This window comes from Ralstonia sp. 22086, assembly GCF_052045975.1.
GTDB classification, from domain to species: domain Bacteria; phylum Pseudomonadota; class Gammaproteobacteria; order Burkholderiales; family Burkholderiaceae; genus Ralstonia; species Ralstonia wenshanensis.
This window is the reverse complement of sequence record NZ_JBQEPZ010000001.1, coordinates 1670461-1686227: the sequence shown is the minus strand read 5'-3', so window position 1 is coordinate 1686227 and position 15767 is coordinate 1670461. Positions and strand designations below refer to the sequence as shown.

Sequence of the window (15767 nt, the reverse complement as noted above, 5' to 3'; positions counted from 1 at the left end):
TCACCATTCAATGACGCTGCCGTCGTAGTTGCGGAACCCGCCGTTGTCAGCGCGCGCGGCGCCGGCAATCACGCGGCGGATACCGGCCACGCTTTCCTGCGCCGTGATGGCCGCGCCCGCGCCGCCCATGTCGGTCTGTACCCAGCCGGGGTGGAAGGTCAGGCACGTGGCGTTCTTGGCGTCGATCGACACCCCGCGCAGCACCGCGTTCACCGCCGCCTTGCTGGCGCGATACAGCCAGCCGCCGTTGCCTGTCATGTCGCCAATGCTGCCCATGCGGCTGGAGATGACGGCGAGCACGCCGCCAGGTTCGTCCGCACCATTGCGTCCGGCTTCCACCATCGGCAGCACCGCAGGCAGCACGCCCATCGGCGCCCACACGTTGGTGTGCATCACGGCATCGAAATCTGCCTGGCTGACGGGCGTGGCGCCCTGCGTGCGCGGGCCGTAGGTGCCCGCCACGTAGATCGCCACGTCCAGCGCTTCGCCGTCGAGCTTCCACGCCAGGCCGGCGACGGCGTTGGCGTCGGTCAGGTCCAGCACGTGGGTCTCGGCGCCCAGAGCCTGCAGCGCCTGGGCGGCCTCTTGCGTGCGCACGGTGGCAATCACGCGCCAGCCATCCGCACGGTATTGCTTGACCGTTTCCAGGCCGATGCCGCGCGACGCGCCCAGGATGAGCGCGGTGCGCGTGCGGCGCGACGTTGCGTTCGTCATGCGCGTGCCTTAGTAGAGTTCGATGCCGACAGCAGTGGCTTCACCGCCGCCGATGCACAGGCTTGCCACGCCGCGCTTGCCGCCGCGGTGTCGCAGCGCGCCCAGCAGCGTCGCGATCAAGCGCGCGCCAGACGCGCCGATCGGATGGCCCAGCGCGCACGCGCCGCCGTTCACGTTCACTTTTTCGTGCGGGATGCGCAAGTCGTGCATCGCCGCCATCGGCACCACGGCAAACGCCTCGTTGATCTCGAACAGGTCAACGTTGCCCGAGTTCCAGGCGAGCTTCTTGAACAGCTTGTCGATGGCCGTGACCGGCGCCGTGGTGAACCAGCTCGGCTCTTGCGCGTGCGTGGTGTGGCCCAGCATCACCGCCAGCGGCGTGATGCCGAGTTGCTTGGCAGTCGACTCGCGCATCATCACCAGCGCAGCTGCGCCATCGTTGATCGACGAAGACGACGCGGCCGTCACCGTGCCGTCTTTCTTGAAGGCGGGCTTGAGCGAGGGGATCTTGTCGACCTTGATGCGGCGCGGGCCTTCATCGGTGTCGATGACGGTGTCGCCGGCTTTGCTCGACACCGTGACGGGCGTGATCTCCCAACGGAACGCGCCGGATTCGGTGGCCTCCTGCGCGCGGCGCACGGATGTCATCGCGAAGTGGTCCTGGGCCTCGCGCGTGAAGCCGTATTTCTCGGCGCAGTCCTCGCCGAAGGTGCCCATCGCGCGGCCCTTGTCATAAGCGTCTTCCAGGCCGTCGAGCATCATGTGGTCATAGATCATGCCATGGCCGATGCGGTAGCCGCCGCGGCCTTTCGGGATCAGGTACGGCGCGTTGGTCATGCTTTCCATGCCGCCCGCAACCACAACGTCCAGCGACCCTGCGAGCAGCGCGTCATACGCATTCATGGCGGCGCGCATGCCCGAACCACACATCTTGTTGACGGTGGTGCAGCCGACCGACAGCGGCAGGCCCGCGCCCAGTGCGGCCTGACGTGCCGGCGCTTGCCCCTGCCCCGCAGGCAGGACGCAGCCCATGATGACTTCTTCAATCTGTTCCGGCTTCAAGCCCGCACGCTCGACTGCCGCGCGGATGGCAGCGGCGCCGAGTTGTGGGGCAGTGAGGCTGGCGAGTTCGCCCTGGAAGGCGCCCATCGGGGTACGGGCGGCGGAGGCGATGACGATGCGGTCGGACATTGCTGCAATCTCCTGGAACTGTGCTTTGGACATGGTTCTGCACTTGTGGTGCAGGGTTTATGTGTCTCTCGCTGGTGGGCGGGCCTTGTTGGTCCATCTCCGTTTCGTGCCCTGCCGGGCCCGACTCACTTTCTTTGTCTTGCCAAAGAAAGTAAGCAAAGAAAGGCGCGCCCAAGATGGCGACCCCCTCCTTGAATTTTCGTAACCGGGCGGAGACGGGAAAAACTCGCTGCGCTCAAACAGTTTCCCGTCTTGTTTCCGCCCGCTTACAAAAATTCAAGGCGCCATCTAGGGCAGGAACGTCAAAGACCAAACCATCGTTCCACAGGCCCCATCAGGCTCTTGTTTGTTGCTCTTTTCTGCTCGCTTCACCTTGCGTCTTGCCGCGTACCCACTACTGAGCTTGCACTTCGATGGTGTGGCCGTACCTTGCCCTAGATGGCGCCTTGAATTTCTGTTGCAGAGAGGAAAAAGAGGGGAGGCCTGTCTGAGCGAAGCGAGTTTGCCTCCCCTCCCTCCCTGCGACATAAATTCAAGGAATCCTTCGCCATCTCGGGCGCGCCTTTCTTTGCTTACTTTCTTTGGCAAGACAAAGAAAGTGAGTCAGCCCCGGCAGGGGATGAAACAAGGGATGAACCGCCAACATCAAATCCAGCCCTCAAAAAAGCAAAAACTTAAAACCCCACCGGACTAGGCGTACTCCCTTCCTTCCCATAATTCAGCCAAGCCTCACCAAGCTGAGCATGAAGTTCCTCATTGGAGCTCGCCGCCATCCCCAGGTTGCGCAACATCCCGTCCTTCACGCCATAAATCCAACCGTGAACGGTCAGCGGCTGCCCGCGATCCCAAGCGTCCTGCACGATCGTCGTCAGGCACACGTTATTCACCTGGTGGATCACGTTCAGCTCACAAAGCCGGTCATGCTGATCCTGCTCGCGGACCACCGTACCGAGATACGTTTCGTGTTGCTCGGCCACGTCACGCACGTGACGAATCCAGTTGTCGGCCAGTCCGAAACGTTGCTTCGTCAGGGCGGCCTTCACACCGGAGCAGCCGTAGTGGCCCACCACCGTGATGTGGCGGATCTTCAGCACTTCCACCGCAAACTGCAGCACCGACAGGCAGTTCAGGTCCGAGTGCACCACCACGTTGGCGATGTTGCGGTGGACGAACACCTCGCCCGGCGGCAGACCGATGATCTGGTTGGCAGGCACGCGCGAATCCGAGCAGCCGATCCAGAGGTATTCCGGGTTCTGCTGGTTGGCCAGATTGGAGAAGAAAGCCGGGTCTTCAGCGTGGACGCGCTCGACCCACTTCCGGTTGTTCTCGAACAGCTCTTTGATGCGATGTGGCATGGTTTCCCGTCGTGTTAAAGGGTTAAGCGGCGGCGCGCTGCTGCAGCGTCGTGTTGTCTTGGGCTGCGTTGTCGGGCGCGCTCGCGCCGTAGCGATTGACGAAGCGTTCGGCTGCGTCATACGCGTAGAAATCGTGCATCTGCCCGGAGAGCAGGCGCTCCTTGTACCCCTGCCACATGGAGGCTTCGAAAAAGTCTGCGTGGTGCTTGAGGAAGGCTTCGCGCACGCGCGGGTCGCCAAGCAGGAATGTGCGATACGTCTCCGGAAAAATGTCGTGCGGGCCGACGCTGTACCAGACCTCGCCGGACATTTCTTCTTCTTCGGTCCGCGGCTGGGGAACGGTGCGGATGTTGCAGTCGGTGAGGTATTCGATCTCGTCGTAGTCGTAGAAGACCACGCGGCCGTGGCGCGTCACGCCAAAGTTCTTGTACAGCATGTCGCCGGGGAAGATGTTTGCGGCGATGAGTTCCTTGATGGCGTTGCCGTATTCGATGATGCCGTGCTCGACCTGCGCATCGGTGCCTTCGTGCAGCCAGATGTTCAGCGGTGTCATGCGGCGCTCGATGTAGACATGGCGGATGACGATCTCCTCACCGCCGTCATCGCTGCGCTGGTATTCAACCATCGACGGCGCGTGCTTCTCCAGCTCCTTGATGAGGTCTTCATCAAAGCGCGAGAGCGGGAAGGCCACGTCGGAATACTCCAGCGTATCGGCCATGCGCCCCACGCGGTCGTGGCGCTTCACAAGCTGGTACTTGCTCTTGATCAGCTCGCGCGTGGTTTCCTTGGGCGGCGGGAAGTAATCTTTGATGACCTTGAACACGTACGGGTACGAGGGCAGCGTGAACACCAGCATCACCAGGCCCCGGATGCCGGGCGCGATGATGAACTTGTCCGATGAATGCTGCAGGTGGTGCAGGAAGTCGCGATAGAACAGGTTCTTGCCCTGCTTCTGCAAGCCGAGCGAGGTATAGATTTCGGCGCGCGGCTTGCGCGGCATCAGGTCTCGCAGGAAGGTCACGTAGGCAGACGGAATCTCCATGTCCACCATGAAATACGAGTGCGTGAACGAGAACAGGATGAGCAACTGTTCTTGCCGCAGCAACACTGTGTCGAGCGAGAGCTGGCCCGCGGCATTGCGCAGGATTGGCACGGCCAGCGGGAACGTCTTGTCGCCGTTGATCACGCGCCCGATGATGTACGCCGCCTTGTTGCGGAAGAACAGCGACGACAGCACATGGATCTGGAAATTCGGTGCGATGCGGAAGTCGCCGAAATGCTCGCCCACCGCGCGCACGATGTAGCCGATGTCGCGCTCCAGATCTTCAAACGGCGCGTTGAGCTGGAAGTTGTGCACGATACGCTCGAAGCAGGCGCCCAGGCCGTCGCGCGTGCCGGGGTAATAGGCGCGGTACGTCGGCTTGGTGGGCGACTCTTCGTTCTCGATGTATTCCGTCGAGATGGCCGGGCGCACGAAGATGAAATCGTTGTTGAAGTACGAGCGATGCAGGATGCGCGTACACACCGAGTTGAAGAAAGTCTCGGCGCACTCGGGCTGGTGATGGTTGGTCAGCAGGCCGATGAAATGCAGCTTGATCTGGCGCCAGATCTCGTCGTCGATGTTCTCGGCGTCGTATTCGTCTTCGAGGATGACCGACGCTTCGCGCACGCGTTCGTCGTAGTAGGCGATGCGGTCGCGCTGCAGTTGCTGCAGGCCCGCCCAGTCCCCGGTCTCGAACGCAGTCTTGGCCTGTACGCTCACCTCGCGGAACAAGCGATAGTGCTTGTCGAAGCCGTCGAGCATCGTACGGGCGACGTCAAAGGCGATCTGCGACGAGAGGAGCTTTGGGAAATGGGACATGGCGTGTGCGCGGGGAGGGGCAGGGAAGCGGCGAAACCAGCAAACCAGGCAGACCTAGATTGTAGGGTCTTCGGTGCCGTGTTCGCGTCCTGAAACCGTTGCGCCTCCTTATCCGTTTGGCTGATGGCCCCGTGCCGCCAGCCCGCCTGATCCCGCCCGTTACATCGTCTCTGCGTACAGCTCCCGGCCGATCAGCATGCGGCGGATTTCCGACGTGCCGGCGCCAATTTCGTACAGCTTGGCGTCGCGCCACAGGCGGCCGACCGGGAATTCGTTGATGTAGCCGTTGCCGCCCAGGATCTGGATGGCTTCGCCGGCCATCCACGTGGCCTTCTCGGCGGTGTAGAGGATCACGCCGGCGCAGTCCTTGCGCACCTGGCGCACGTGGTCGCGCCCCAAAGAGTCGAGGTTCTTGCCGACCGTGTACAGATAGGCGCGGCAGGCCTGCAGCGTGGTGTACATGTCGGCCATCTTGCCCTGGATGAGCTGGAACTCGCCAATGCTCTGGCCGAACTGCTTGCGGTCGTGGATGTACGGCGTGACCACGTCCATGCAGGCCTGCATGATGCCGATCGGGCCGCCGGAGAGCACCGCGCGCTCGTAGTCCAGCCCGCTCATCAGCACCTTCGTGCCGCCGTTTTCCTGGCCGAGGATGTTTTCCACCGGCACTTCCACGTTCTCGAACACCAGCTCGCCCGTGTGCGAGCCGCGCATGCCGAGCTTGTCCAGCTTCTGCGCAACAGAGAAACCCTTCATGCCCTTCTCGACGATGAACGCCGTCATGCCGCGCGCGCCCAGTTCGGGCTCGGTCTTGGCGTAGACGACCAGCACGTCGCAGTCGGGGCCATTGGTGATCCACATCTTGGTGCCGTTGAGCACGTAGCGGTCGCCTTTCAGTTCCGCGCGCAGCTTCATGCTGACGACATCCGACCCGGCATTCGGCTCGCTCATCGCCAGCGCCCCCACCCATTCACCGGAAACCAGCTTGGGCAGGTACTTGGCCTTCTGGGCCGCCGTGCCGTTGCGGTGGATCTGGTTCACGCACAGGTTCGAGTGTGCGCCGTACGACAGGCCGACCGACGCTGAGGCGCGGCTGATTTCTTCCATGGCGATCATGTGCGCCAGGTAGCCCATGTTGGCACCGCCGTACTCCTCTGCCACCGTGATGCCGAGCACGCCCAACTCGCCCATCTTGCGCCACGCGTCCATCGGGAACTGGTCGGTGCGGTCGATTTCGCCGGCACGCGGTGCCAGCTCGCCCTGCGCCCAATCGCGCACGGCCGAGCGCAGCATCTCGATGTCTTCGCCCAAGTCGAATTTCAGGCCGGGCAGATCAATCATGGTGGTCTCCTTGGGCGCGGTTCAAGCCGCGTTGTCTCGGGTAAGTGGTCTGGCGCTGTGCGGTGCACGCCGCTTGTGGCGGACGCACCGGTGCCGGGAGGGTATTGCCAAGTGTTGCGTATTGTATTGACGTTTACGTAAACGTCAATGATCGGCCGTTACGTAGATTTGCGGAATCAGGCGGCTTTGCGTCGCTTGGGCGGCTTGCCCGTGCCGCCCTGCGCATCTTCCAGCAAGCGGCGGCACTGGCGCTCGTGCTGGTCGATCTCGGCCAGTTGGGCGTTCAGATCTTCCAATTGCTGCGTGAGCACCGCGCGGTGCTGCGCCAGCGACGCCAGGAAGCGTTCCAGCTGCGGCACCGTATCGCGCGGCGACTCGTACAGATCCAGGATCTCCTTGATCTCGCCCAGCGACAGGCCGAGCCGCTTGCCGCGCAGGGTCAGCTTCAGGCGCGTGCGCTCGCCGGCCGAATACACCCGACGACGCCCGCCCGGGCCCTGGCGATCCGGCGCCAGCAGTCCCTGGTCTTCATAGAAGCGAATGGCGCGCGGCGTGATGTCGAACTCGCGGGCAAGGTCGGTAATGGTGAAGCTTGCGTCGGCAAGCGCGCTGGCATCGCCCGATTCAAGATCGGCGGCGAGCGCAGCAGCGGCAGACGGAGTGGAGGCAGACATACGGCGAGGAACGGAGTAACGGCAGAGGTGTGATGGCGCATGCACGCCGGGCGGCGACATTAAGTTTTCGCTTAAGATGGATGACCGGCGGCGAATTGACGTTTACGTTAGCGTCAATAGCGCCAAACCGCAATCGCAAAGACCGCCCCGGAGCACCCAAGGGCGGCGACCGAGACCCCATCCACATGAACGCGCTCGAACACCAACTCGACTATCCCTTTGGCGACACGCTTCCCGAAGGCGGCACGCGGTTTGAAGTCGCCCCCGGCGTCTACTGGCTGCGCATGCCGCTGCCGTTTGCGCTCGATCACATCAACCTGTGGCTGCTGCGTGATCGCCAGGACGGGCAGGACGGCTGGACAATCATCGATTGCGGCATCAACCACGAAGCGATTCGCGGGTACTGGGAAACGATCTTCGCGAACCACCTCGACGGCCTGCCGGTGCTGCGCGTGCTGGTCACGCACTGCCACCCGGACCACGTCGGCCTGTCGAACTGGCTGTGCGAGGGCGGCGATCAAAAACGCTGGAATGTGCGCCTGTGGATGAGCCTGGGCGACTACGCCTTCGCGCGCATGCTGGTGGGCGGCACCGGCGCGTCGAACGCCGGCGGCGAATTTGCCGCGCGTCATTTCGAGCGCCACGGTTTGACGGACCCGACCTCCATCGAAGGCATCCGCAACCGCAAGGATTACTACAGCACGCTCGTGCCGGGCGTACCCAGCCAGTACCGCCGCCTGATGGACGGCAACGTCGTCGCCATCGGTACGCACACATGGCGTGTCATCACAGGCTTCGGCCATGCGCCCGAGCACGTCGCGCTCTACAGCGAAGACGCCAACGTGCTGATTTCCGGCGACATGGTCCTGCCGCGCATTTCCACCAACGTGAGCGTGTTCGATCTGGAACCCGAGGCGGATTCGCTCACGCTGTATCTGGATTCGCTGGGCAAATACGAGCCGCTGCCGCCGGATGTGCTGATCCTCCCGTCGCACGGGCGGCCGTTCCGCGGGTTGCATACGCGCATCCAGCAACTGCGCGACCACCATGCGGATCGCCTGGCCGAAACGCTGGCTGCGTGCAAGGCCGCGCCGCAATCGGCACGCGACATCGTCAACGTCATCTTCAAGCGTCAGTTTGACGTGCACCAGATGACCTTCGCGATGGGCGAGGCGCTTGCCCACCTGCATGCGTTGTGGCATCAAGGCGAACTGGTGCGCGAAACCGGCGCTGACGGTATCGTTCGATTCCACGTAGCAGCATAAACTCAACAACCCGTGCCCTTCACCGGAGCCGACCATGGCTGACCAGCATGACGTTCTCGACGACAGCGCCGTCGTCCTGCCGTTTCCCGCGCAAACGCCGACTGCGCCCTATTACGCCGTGATCTTCGCTTCCACCCGCACCGACGGCGACAACGGCTACGGCGCGATGGCCGACCGCATGGTGGAACTGGCGCGCAGCATGCCGGGCTTTCTCGGCATTGAATCCGTGCGTGATGAACTGGCCGGCGACCAGGGGCGGCCGGGCATCACCGTGTCGTACTGGTCGTCGCTGGAGGCCATTCGCGAGTGGAAGAACCAGAGTGAGCACCTTGCCGCGCAGAAGTTGGGGCGTGACCAATGGTATGCGTCGTACCACCTGCGCATTGCCAAGGTGGAGTACGACTATGGGTTTGTGCGATAACGTGTCGCTGCGGCCAACGAAAAACCCGCCAACTGGCGGGTTCTTTTTTGGCTGCGGCCGGATGATTCAACCCTAACGCAGGGTCTTCGCAAATTGCCCCAGGTATCGCACACCCTCGATTGCGCGGCTGCCGTACCACGACACCATCTCGCCATCGACGAGATAAACCGGCTTGCCGATCTGCTTTTCCAGCGCGTCGACATGCTCTTCGGTAAAGCTGTAAGGCTCGGTGGAGAGCAGCACGCAGTCGATGTTGCGCACCACCTCATCGCTCCAGCGGAACGTCGGGTAGCGCGTGTCGGGCCGGTTGGGACGGGCGCAATCACCGCTTTTGTCGGTGCCACATTGCACGGGCGCCGGGTCGTCGGGCCATGTATGGCAGTTGACGAGCTTGAGCATGCGCGAGATGTACGTATCGCGCGACACCGTCATCCACGGGTCTTGCCAGATGGCATACAGCACGCGGTGCGGCAGGAAGTGGCGGCTGCGCAGCGCCTCCAGCTCCTGCGTGAGCGCATCCGACAACGTCTGCGCCTGCGCTTCGCGGCGAAAGATACCGCCCAGCAGCTGGTATAGCGCGAGGTTGTCTTCCGGCGAACAAGGATGCGTGACGATGATGTGTGGGATGAACTCGCGCAGCTTGTCGACGGTCGGGCGTGTGTTCTCGTCAATGTTGACGATCACGTGTGTGGGGGCCAGCTCGCGCAGCTTGTCGAGTTTGACGGTCTTGGTGCCGCCCACCTTCGGTACGTTGCGCACCGCTTCGCGTGGGTGGATGCAGAAGCCGGTGCGGGCGACGAGCTGATCGCCCAGATCGAGCGAGAACAGCAGATCGGTAATCGAAGGGACCAGGCTGGCGATACGCGGTGTGGTGTCGACGGGCGCGTGCGCGATGCCAGCCGCATCAGTGTAAGTCATGACGAAATCTCGGGGTTGCGGGGTTTGCGCCCGGCGCGCGCAAACGCAAAGTCATAGAGCACGCGCGGCAGCACGTGCAGCAGCTTGGCGACGATGCCCATCTGCCATGGCAGCACCGTGAAGCGCACGCCGCGATGGATCGCATTCACGGCCTTCTGTGCAAAGCGGTCCACCGGCATCAGGAAGGGCATCGGATACGGATTGTGTTCGGTCATCGGCGTCTGGATGTAGCCGGGGGCGATCGTCACCACGCGCAGGCCAAGCGGGCGGAACTCCACGCGCAGGCTCTCCATCAGCTTGATCACCGCCGATTTGGACGCGCTGTACGCGGCAGCACCCGGCAGCCCGCGCACGCCGGCAACGCTGGCAATGCCGACCAGCGTCCCGCCAGGCTGCCCAGGCTTGGCCCGTGCCAGCATCGGCGTGACGAATGGCTGGAACGTGTTGAGCACGCCCATCCAGTTGGTGTCCATCACGGCGGCAAAGGCTTTCAGGTCGCCGGGTTCGCGCAAGTCCGTGCCGACCGAAATGCCGGCGTTGGCGATCACGACATCGGGCAGCCCCACTGTGGCGATAAAGGCGTTGGCCACGTCGCGCATTGAATCGGCGCTGCGCACGTCGGCCGCGTAGCAATGGCAGCGGCCCTGGAGACCGGCGGGCAGCGTCTGCACAAACGCATGGAGCGCGTCGACCCGCCGTGCGACCAGCCCGATCTTGGCGCCCTGCGCTGCGTACTGCCGTGCCAGTGCCTGCCCGATCCCGCTGGAAGCGCCCGTGATGAAGACGATCTCGCTCATGTCGATGTCCTGTTGGTGTGAAGATGTGAAGAAGGCCGACGCACAAAAAACGCCCGCACAGGGGCGGGCGTCGATGGCGGTGTCACGCCCGGGCAGAGGCCCGGAAACGCGGCAACCCGTCACATCTTGCGGTTGCGCACCTGGTCGACGAGATAGTCGAGCGTTTGGGCCGCGCCCACGTTGCTGCCTGCATCTGCCGGCGAGGTGGTGTACTTGCCCTGCACGACCACGGTCGGCACGCCTTCGATCTTGTACTGATCGGCCAGTTGCGCAGCGCGTTTGGTATTGGCGTTCACACTGAACGAGTTGTAGGTGTCGCGGAATTGCTTCTCATCGACGCCGTTGGCGGCCATGAACTTGGCGATGTCGTCCAGCTCGGACATCGAGCGGTAGTTTTTGTGCAGCTGGTCGAACACGCGGTCATGCAGCGTCTTGCCGCTGGCGTCCTTGGCGTCGAGCTTGCCCAGCGCTTCCAGCGTGTAATAGATGCGGGTATGCGGCTCCAGCTTGGCATTGAAAGCCACGGGCACGCGCTTGATCACCACGTCCTTGCCTTGCTTGGCGACCCACGCCGTCCAGGTATTTTCAAAGTCGTAGCAGTGCGGGCAGCCGTACCAGAAGAACTCCGTCACTTCGATCTTGCCTGCGGGCACGGGCTGCGGCGTTTGCAGCACTTTGTATTCCTTGCCGGCGGTCGGCGCGGCGTTGGCCGGTGCGGTCATCAGGAGGCCGGCGCCGGTAGCGAGGGCGATCAGGAAAGCAGCGAGTTTTTTCATGGTGAATGGACGACGGATTAGACGACGAACTGGACAAAGCAACGGAAAAACCAGCGAATTCGCGTGCGGAACCGCTCGACGCGGCTGTCAGCGTAACTGAATCTCAGGTTTCTGACCGATCACAGCCCGCGGGGTTCAAAGCGGGCTGCACAGACTTCACGTTACTGGCGGGCGAAGCGGATGACCGACGATTCCACGCCCGTCGATTGCAGGCGGCTGCGCACGGCGGTCATCTCGTCGAGCGAGTTGAACGGCCCCAGGCGCACGCGATACATCGTGGCGCCGTTCACCTCGCGCTGCGTCACCTTGGCTTCAAAGCCTTGCATGGCCAGGTTGCCCTTCTGGCGCTCAGCGTCTTCGGCGGATTTGTAAGCGCCAACTTGTAGGAAATAGCCGGTCTTGGCGGCATCCTGGCGAGCAATCTCGGCAATCGGGTCCGTCACCGGCTTCTCGTTGGAGGCGGTGACCGGCGGCTTGGGCGGCTTGGCGCCCGGTGCGCTTGCCACCTGCGGGGTCGAGCCCGGCTGGGCCGGGTGAATGGTGATGCCCGGCGGCGGGTTGTTCTGCTCGGCGGTCTGATCGACCGGCTTGGCCGGCACGCGGCTCCACAGCGGCGCGTTCGGATCCGCCGCCTGCGGGGCGCTGGCCTGCGGCGCGGGTTGCACCGGCGCCGGAAGCGTGTTGACCACGTTGCCCGCTTCGCTCGGCTTGGGTTGCGCGCCGCCACGCGACACGAACGGTACCGGGGCCTTGGTGATGTACACCGCCACCACCACGGCGATCGCCAAACCGACGATCAAGCCCAGCACCAGACCCAGAAACGTGCCGCCCCGTTGCGAGCGGGCACGGGAAGATTGCGTATTGCGTGCCATGTCGATCCTTCTAGAAGCGCCCGATTATAAGAGCGCCGTGTGATGCCAAATCGTGCGCGTTTACATCTTTTGCGGCGCGGACACGCCGATCACCGCCAACCCGTTGCGCAGCACCTGACGCGTGGCGGCCAAGAGCGCCAGACGGGCACGCTTGACGGCCTCGTCATCGACCAGCACGCGATCGGCGTTGTAGAACGCGTGGAAATCGCCTGCCAGGTCGCGCAGGTAGAAGGCTACGGCGTGCGGGGCCAGCTCACGTGCGGCGTCGGCCAACATGTCGGGGAATGCGGCCAGGCGTTGCACCAGGGCTGTCGCCTGCGGGCTGACGTCCGGCCCCGTCACCGCAGCCAGATCAGCGTTGGTGAGCGAGGCAGGATCAACGCCGGCGCGTTCGAACACCGAGCAGATGCGCGCGTGGGCGTATTGCACGTAGTACACCGGGTTCTCATCGCTCTGCTTGAGCGCGAGGTCCACGTCGAAGACGAATTCGGTATCGGCCTTGCGCGACAGCAGGAAGAAGCGCACGGCGTCGCGGCCACGCGTGAAGCGCGCGGGCCAGTTCGGCTCACCGGCGTCCACGCAGGCGCGGATGGTGTCGACGCCGGCTTCCGATTCAGCGTCACCGTTGGACCATTCGATCAGGTCGCGCACGGTCACGTACGAGCCGGCGCGCTTGGAAATCTTGACCTCGGCGCCGTCCTTCATCACCGTGACCATCTTGTGCAGGACGTAGTCCGGATAGCCCTTCGGGATGCCGATGTTCAGGCCCTGCAGGCCGGCGCGCACGCGGGCGATCGTGCCGTGGTGGTCGCTGCCCTGGACGTTGATGACCTGCGTGAAGCCGCGGCCCCACTTGGTCGTGTGGTACGCAACGTCGGGCACGAAGTACGTGTAGGCGCCGTCGGACTTGCGCATGACGCGGTCCTTGTCGTCGCCGTCGTCGGTCGTGCGCAGCCACAGCGCGCCCTCCTGCTCGTACGTCTTGCCGGCAGCGACGAGTGCGTCCACCGTCTGCTGTACCTTGCCCTCGGTGTAGAGCGACGATTCCAGGTAGTAACGGTCGAACTTCACGCCGAACGCTTGCAGGTCGATGTCCTGCTCGTTGCGCAGATACGTGACGGCAAAGCGGCGGATGGCTTCGATGTTCTCCACATCGCGCTCGCCCGTCACGGGTTCGCCATCGGAGGCGCGTACGGTCTTACCGGCGAGGTAATCCGCGGCGATGTCGGCAATGTAGTCGCCGTTGTAGGCGGCCTCGGGCCAGTTGGCGTCGCCGGGCTTGTAGCCGCGTGCGCGTGCCTGGACGGAGACGGCCAGGTTGTGGATCTGCACGCCGGCGTCGTTGTAATAGAACTCGCGGTGGACCTTGTGGCCCTGCCAGTCGAGCAGGCTCGCCAGCGCATCGCCCAGCGCGGCCTGGCGGCCGTGGCCGACGTGCAGCGGGCCGGTCGGGTTGGCCGAGACGAACTCCACCAGCACGGGCGCGCCGTCATGCGTGTTGGCGGCGCCATAGCGGTCGCCTTCGGCAAACACGGCGGCAATCACGTCGGCACGCGCAGCGGCCGAGAGGCGCAGGTTGATGAAGCCGGGGCCGGCGATTTCCACGGCCGAGACCAGGCGCTGGCCGCGGGCATCGGCGCGGATGGCATCGGCGATCTTGCCGGCCAACTCGCGCGGGTTGGTGCCCAGCGGCTTGGCGAGCTGCAGCGCGACGTTGCAGGCGATGTCGCCATGCGCGGCCTGCTTGGGGCGCTCCAGGACGATCTCCGGTCGGGCTTGGCCCTCGGGCAGCAGGGAGCCGACGGCGTCGGACAACAATTGGGCGATCGTCTGTTTGTGGGAGGGCAGCATAAAGAAACCATGACGCCGACAGTGCTGAAATGGATTGAAATCCAGTTCCGGCGCCGCCAGTTGCGTTGTTCGGGGAAAAGTACGAAATTTTATCAGGTGAGCCGCGGTCTCAGAGGTATCCGCCCCCAGTCATGGCAATCTGCGGCTCCCCCACCCAACCAAGGGAAACAAGAAATCATGATCACCTTTACTTCGCACGCTTCGCAAAAATTCTCGATGCAGAAGGATCTCGCCATGGTGCTGCTCGGCGTGATCGGCAAGACGCTGGGCGAGCGCGGTGTCATCACGCCCGAAGAAATGCCCCACGCCATCGATCGCCTCAAGCGCGCCATCAAGGATGACACGCACCAGGCACATATCAAGGTGGCCGAACTGTCGGCGACGGACCTGGACGAAAACGGCGAAGAAGAGCCGCCGCACCTCGGCCAGCGCGCCTATCCGTTGCTTCACATGCTGGAAGAATCGCTGGTCGAGAAGTCCAGCGTGCTCTGGGGCGTCTGAGCTTCGGCGCAGGCCAAAAAAATGCCCGGCCGCCAAACGGGGCGGTCCGGGCATCCGGCCACAGCGGGCCGGGAGCGGGGGAGGGGGCTGGCGCGTTGGCCGGTATCTCGTCTTACTGCATTCGCGTTATTGGTCGTGAAGCATGTCGGACAGTTCGTCCGCGTGTTCTTCCTCAACGGCCAGAATCTGTTCCAGCACGCGCCGCGTGGTGGGGTCTCGGTCCCCGATGTAGCGGATCATCTCCAGGTAACTGTCGATCGCGATCCGCTCGGCCACCAGGTTTTCCTTGATCATGTCGACCAGGCCATCGGCTTCCACGTATTCAGAATGGCTTCGCGTGGACAGGCCTTCCGGATTGAAGTTGGGCTCGCCGCCCAGTTGCACGATGCGCGTGGCGATGCTGTCGGCGTGCGCCTGTTCCTCGTTGGCGTGCACGAGAAATTCTGCGGCGATCGGTTCTGCATTGATGCCCTTGGCCATGAAGTGGTGGCGCCGGTAGCGCAGCACGCAGATCAGTTCCGTGGCCAGCGCCTCGTTCAGCAGCCGCAGCACGGTTTCCCGATCGGCTTTGTAGTCTTCGGTCACCGCGCCTTCCTCGATGTGCTTGCGGGCACGTTCGCGCAAGGTCTTGATGTCGGTGAGGAAGCCGCTTTCCGAGGGGGCGGCGACGTTGGTCCGGCTCATGGGTTTGCTCCTGCGGGGTGATTGGCGAGGTGGGTTTATTCGTTGGCGTCGCGCCGGCTGCTGCCGCCGGCCAGCGCCACGACCAGCCCGATCGCCGCGCCAATCGCCACGGCGACACCCACTGACTTGAACGGCGCCGCAGTAATGGTTTCTTCGGTGCGATCGAGTGCCCAGTCCATGCGTTCGCGGGCTTGATGGGCCCGGTCGTTGGCGGCCTGGCGCAGTTGGTCCGCGCGCGCATGCAGCGTCCGGCGGGCCCGGCTGGCCTCGGCACTGCCTTCGTCGGTCAGTGTATGGATGGCATTTTCAAGGGAGCGCAGCAGGCTTTGCACGTCTTCCACGGCGGGGCGAGCGGCGTACCGGGCGTGGTCCACGGCGTCGCTGGCGCTGTTCATGGCGCGGTGGGCCCGATCATTGACGTCATCGATTCGGCTGCGGACGCGTTGGCTGGCAAAGAGTGACATGGTAAAGCTCCTCATCGTGGCGCCGCGGGAGACACACCGGCGGCGCGGTTGGTTCGGGTGCAATTTCGGCGCTTGCGAAAGC

Annotated in this window: 16 protein-coding genes; 3 read left to right on the top strand and 13 right to left on the bottom strand. The window is 63.8% G+C overall.

Annotation, left to right across the window (positions count from 1 at the left end):
• The 6 genes from ACTJK6_RS07950 to ACTJK6_RS07925 all read right to left on the bottom strand — a co-directional run bounded on the left by ACTJK6_RS07950 (position 1) and on the right by ACTJK6_RS07925 (position 7136).
• Positions 1 to 714 carry an SDR family oxidoreductase gene (locus ACTJK6_RS07950; protein WP_440838655.1) on the bottom strand — a complete coding sequence of 238 codons (714 nt, stop codon included), beginning with the start codon at positions 712 to 714 and terminating at the stop codon, positions 1 to 3.
• Positions 715 to 723: 9 nt separating this feature from the next.
• The gene (locus ACTJK6_RS07945) at positions 724 to 1905 is read right to left on the bottom strand and encodes an acetyl-CoA C-acetyltransferase (protein WP_232043083.1); all 1182 of its coding nucleotides are present in this window, start codon (positions 1903 to 1905) and stop codon (positions 724 to 726) included.
• Positions 1906 to 2579: 674 nt separating this feature from the next.
• Positions 2580 to 3260, bottom strand: coding sequence for a carbonate dehydratase (gene can / locus ACTJK6_RS07940; RefSeq protein WP_232041741.1), 681 nt, complete (start codon positions 3258 to 3260; stop codon positions 2580 to 2582).
• A gap of 22 nt (positions 3261 to 3282) precedes the next feature.
• On the bottom strand, positions 3283 to 5121 hold the full coding sequence (gene aceK, locus ACTJK6_RS07935; RefSeq protein ID WP_316868192.1) for a bifunctional isocitrate dehydrogenase kinase/phosphatase: 1839 nt from the start codon (positions 5119 to 5121) through the stop codon (positions 3283 to 3285).
• Positions 5122 to 5280: 159 nt separating this feature from the next.
• Positions 5281 to 6462, bottom strand: coding sequence for an isovaleryl-CoA dehydrogenase (locus ACTJK6_RS07930; protein WP_004633702.1), 1182 nt, complete (start codon positions 6460 to 6462; stop codon positions 5281 to 5283).
• Positions 6463 to 6638: 176 nt separating this feature from the next.
• On the bottom strand, positions 6639 to 7136 hold the full coding sequence (locus ACTJK6_RS07925) for a MerR family transcriptional regulator (protein ID WP_414560092.1): 498 nt from the start codon (positions 7134 to 7136) through the stop codon (positions 6639 to 6641).
• 185 nt (positions 7137 to 7321) lie between these two features.
• Here ACTJK6_RS07925 and ACTJK6_RS07920 point away from each other — a divergent pair, with 185 nt between their 5' ends.
• Together ACTJK6_RS07920 and ACTJK6_RS07915 are read left to right on the top strand one after the other, a co-directional pair.
• Positions 7322 to 8401 (top strand): MBL fold metallo-hydrolase, encoded by a 1080-nt coding sequence (locus ACTJK6_RS07920; protein WP_440475532.1) that lies wholly within the window; start codon positions 7322 to 7324, stop codon positions 8399 to 8401.
• A gap of 34 nt (positions 8402 to 8435) precedes the next feature.
• Positions 8436 to 8822, top strand: a complete 387-nt coding sequence (locus ACTJK6_RS07915) for an antibiotic biosynthesis monooxygenase family protein (RefSeq protein WP_322017180.1) — start codon at positions 8436 to 8438, stop codon at positions 8820 to 8822.
• 72 nt (positions 8823 to 8894) lie between these two features.
• Here the strand turns inward: ACTJK6_RS07915 and ACTJK6_RS07910 are convergent, their stop codons facing one another.
• From ACTJK6_RS07910 to argS, 5 genes are all read right to left on the bottom strand, one after another.
• A complete protein-coding gene (locus tag ACTJK6_RS07910; RefSeq protein ID WP_343620183.1) occupies positions 8895 to 9740 on the bottom strand; it encodes a helical backbone metal receptor in 846 nt (281 codons plus the stop codon).
• On the bottom strand, positions 9737 to 10537 hold the full coding sequence (locus ACTJK6_RS07905; protein ID WP_232041747.1) for an SDR family oxidoreductase: 801 nt from the start codon (positions 10535 to 10537) through the stop codon (positions 9737 to 9739). The genes ACTJK6_RS07910 and ACTJK6_RS07905 overlap by 4 nt, the downstream gene beginning before the upstream one ends.
• A gap of 119 nt (positions 10538 to 10656) precedes the next feature.
• The gene (locus tag ACTJK6_RS07900; RefSeq protein WP_232041748.1) at positions 10657 to 11313 is read right to left on the bottom strand and encodes a thiol:disulfide interchange protein DsbA/DsbL; all 657 of its coding nucleotides are present in this window, start codon (positions 11311 to 11313) and stop codon (positions 10657 to 10659) included.
• Positions 11314 to 11474: 161 nt separating this feature from the next.
• Positions 11475 to 12185 carry an SPOR domain-containing protein gene (locus ACTJK6_RS07895; RefSeq protein WP_232041749.1) on the bottom strand — a complete coding sequence of 237 codons (711 nt, stop codon included), beginning with the start codon at positions 12183 to 12185 and terminating at the stop codon, positions 11475 to 11477.
• Between the two features lie 60 nt (positions 12186 to 12245).
• Positions 12246 to 14036, bottom strand: a complete 1791-nt coding sequence (gene argS / locus ACTJK6_RS07890; protein WP_260804038.1) for an arginine--tRNA ligase — start codon at positions 14034 to 14036, stop codon at positions 12246 to 12248.
• A gap of 177 nt (positions 14037 to 14213) precedes the next feature.
• Here argS and ACTJK6_RS07885 point away from each other — a divergent pair, with 177 nt between their 5' ends.
• Positions 14214 to 14537: a DUF1840 domain-containing protein gene (locus ACTJK6_RS07885; protein ID WP_232041751.1), complete on the top strand. Its 324-nt coding sequence runs from the start codon at positions 14214 to 14216 to the stop codon at positions 14535 to 14537.
• 126 nt (positions 14538 to 14663) lie between these two features.
• On the opposite strand, the gene ACTJK6_RS07880 is transcribed toward ACTJK6_RS07885, so the two are convergent.
• Positions 14664 to 15221, bottom strand: coding sequence for a ferritin-like domain-containing protein (locus ACTJK6_RS07880; RefSeq protein WP_260804037.1), 558 nt, complete (start codon positions 15219 to 15221; stop codon positions 14664 to 14666).
• Positions 15222 to 15256: 35 nt separating this feature from the next.
• Positions 15257 to 15685: a DUF883 family protein gene (locus tag ACTJK6_RS07875; protein WP_232041753.1), complete on the bottom strand. Its 429-nt coding sequence runs from the start codon at positions 15683 to 15685 to the stop codon at positions 15257 to 15259.
• Positions 15686 to 15767: the final 82 nt, after the last annotated feature.

Coding starts and splice junctions, on each gene's coding strand:
- ACTJK6_RS07950 (WP_440838655.1), bottom strand. CDS start 714: ATGACGAACGCAACGTCGCGCCGCACGCGCACCGCGCTCATCCTGGGC.
- ACTJK6_RS07945 (WP_232043083.1), bottom strand. CDS start 1,905: ATGTCCGACCGCATCGTCATCGCCTCCGCCGCCCGTACCCCGATGGGC.
- can (WP_232041741.1), bottom strand. CDS start 3,260: ATGCCACATCGCATCAAAGAGCTGTTCGAGAACAACCGGAAGTGGGTC.
- aceK (WP_316868192.1), bottom strand. CDS start 5,121: ATGTCCCATTTCCCAAAGCTCCTCTCGTCGCAGATCGCCTTTGACGTC.
- ACTJK6_RS07930 (WP_004633702.1), bottom strand. CDS start 6,462: ATGATTGATCTGCCCGGCCTGAAATTCGACTTGGGCGAAGACATCGAG.
- ACTJK6_RS07925 (WP_414560092.1), bottom strand. CDS start 7,136: ATGTCTGCCTCCACTCCGTCTGCCGCTGCTGCGCTCGCCGCCGATCTT.
- ACTJK6_RS07920 (WP_440475532.1), top strand. CDS start 7,322: ATGAACGCGCTCGAACACCAACTCGACTATCCCTTTGGCGACACGCTT.
- ACTJK6_RS07915 (WP_322017180.1), top strand. CDS start 8,436: ATGGCTGACCAGCATGACGTTCTCGACGACAGCGCCGTCGTCCTGCCG.
- ACTJK6_RS07910 (WP_343620183.1), bottom strand. CDS start 9,740: ATGACTTACACTGATGCGGCTGGCATCGCGCACGCGCCCGTCGACACC.
- ACTJK6_RS07905 (WP_232041747.1), bottom strand. CDS start 10,537: ATGAGCGAGATCGTCTTCATCACGGGCGCTTCCAGCGGGATCGGGCAG.
- ACTJK6_RS07900 (WP_232041748.1), bottom strand. CDS start 11,313: ATGAAAAAACTCGCTGCTTTCCTGATCGCCCTCGCTACCGGCGCCGGC.
- ACTJK6_RS07895 (WP_232041749.1), bottom strand. CDS start 12,185: ATGGCACGCAATACGCAATCTTCCCGTGCCCGCTCGCAACGGGGCGGC.
- argS (WP_260804038.1), bottom strand. CDS start 14,036: ATGCTGCCCTCCCACAAACAGACGATCGCCCAATTGTTGTCCGACGCC.
- ACTJK6_RS07885 (WP_232041751.1), top strand. CDS start 14,214: ATGATCACCTTTACTTCGCACGCTTCGCAAAAATTCTCGATGCAGAAG.
- ACTJK6_RS07880 (WP_260804037.1), bottom strand. CDS start 15,221: ATGAGCCGGACCAACGTCGCCGCCCCCTCGGAAAGCGGCTTCCTCACC.
- ACTJK6_RS07875 (WP_232041753.1), bottom strand. CDS start 15,685: ATGTCACTCTTTGCCAGCCAACGCGTCCGCAGCCGAATCGATGACGTC.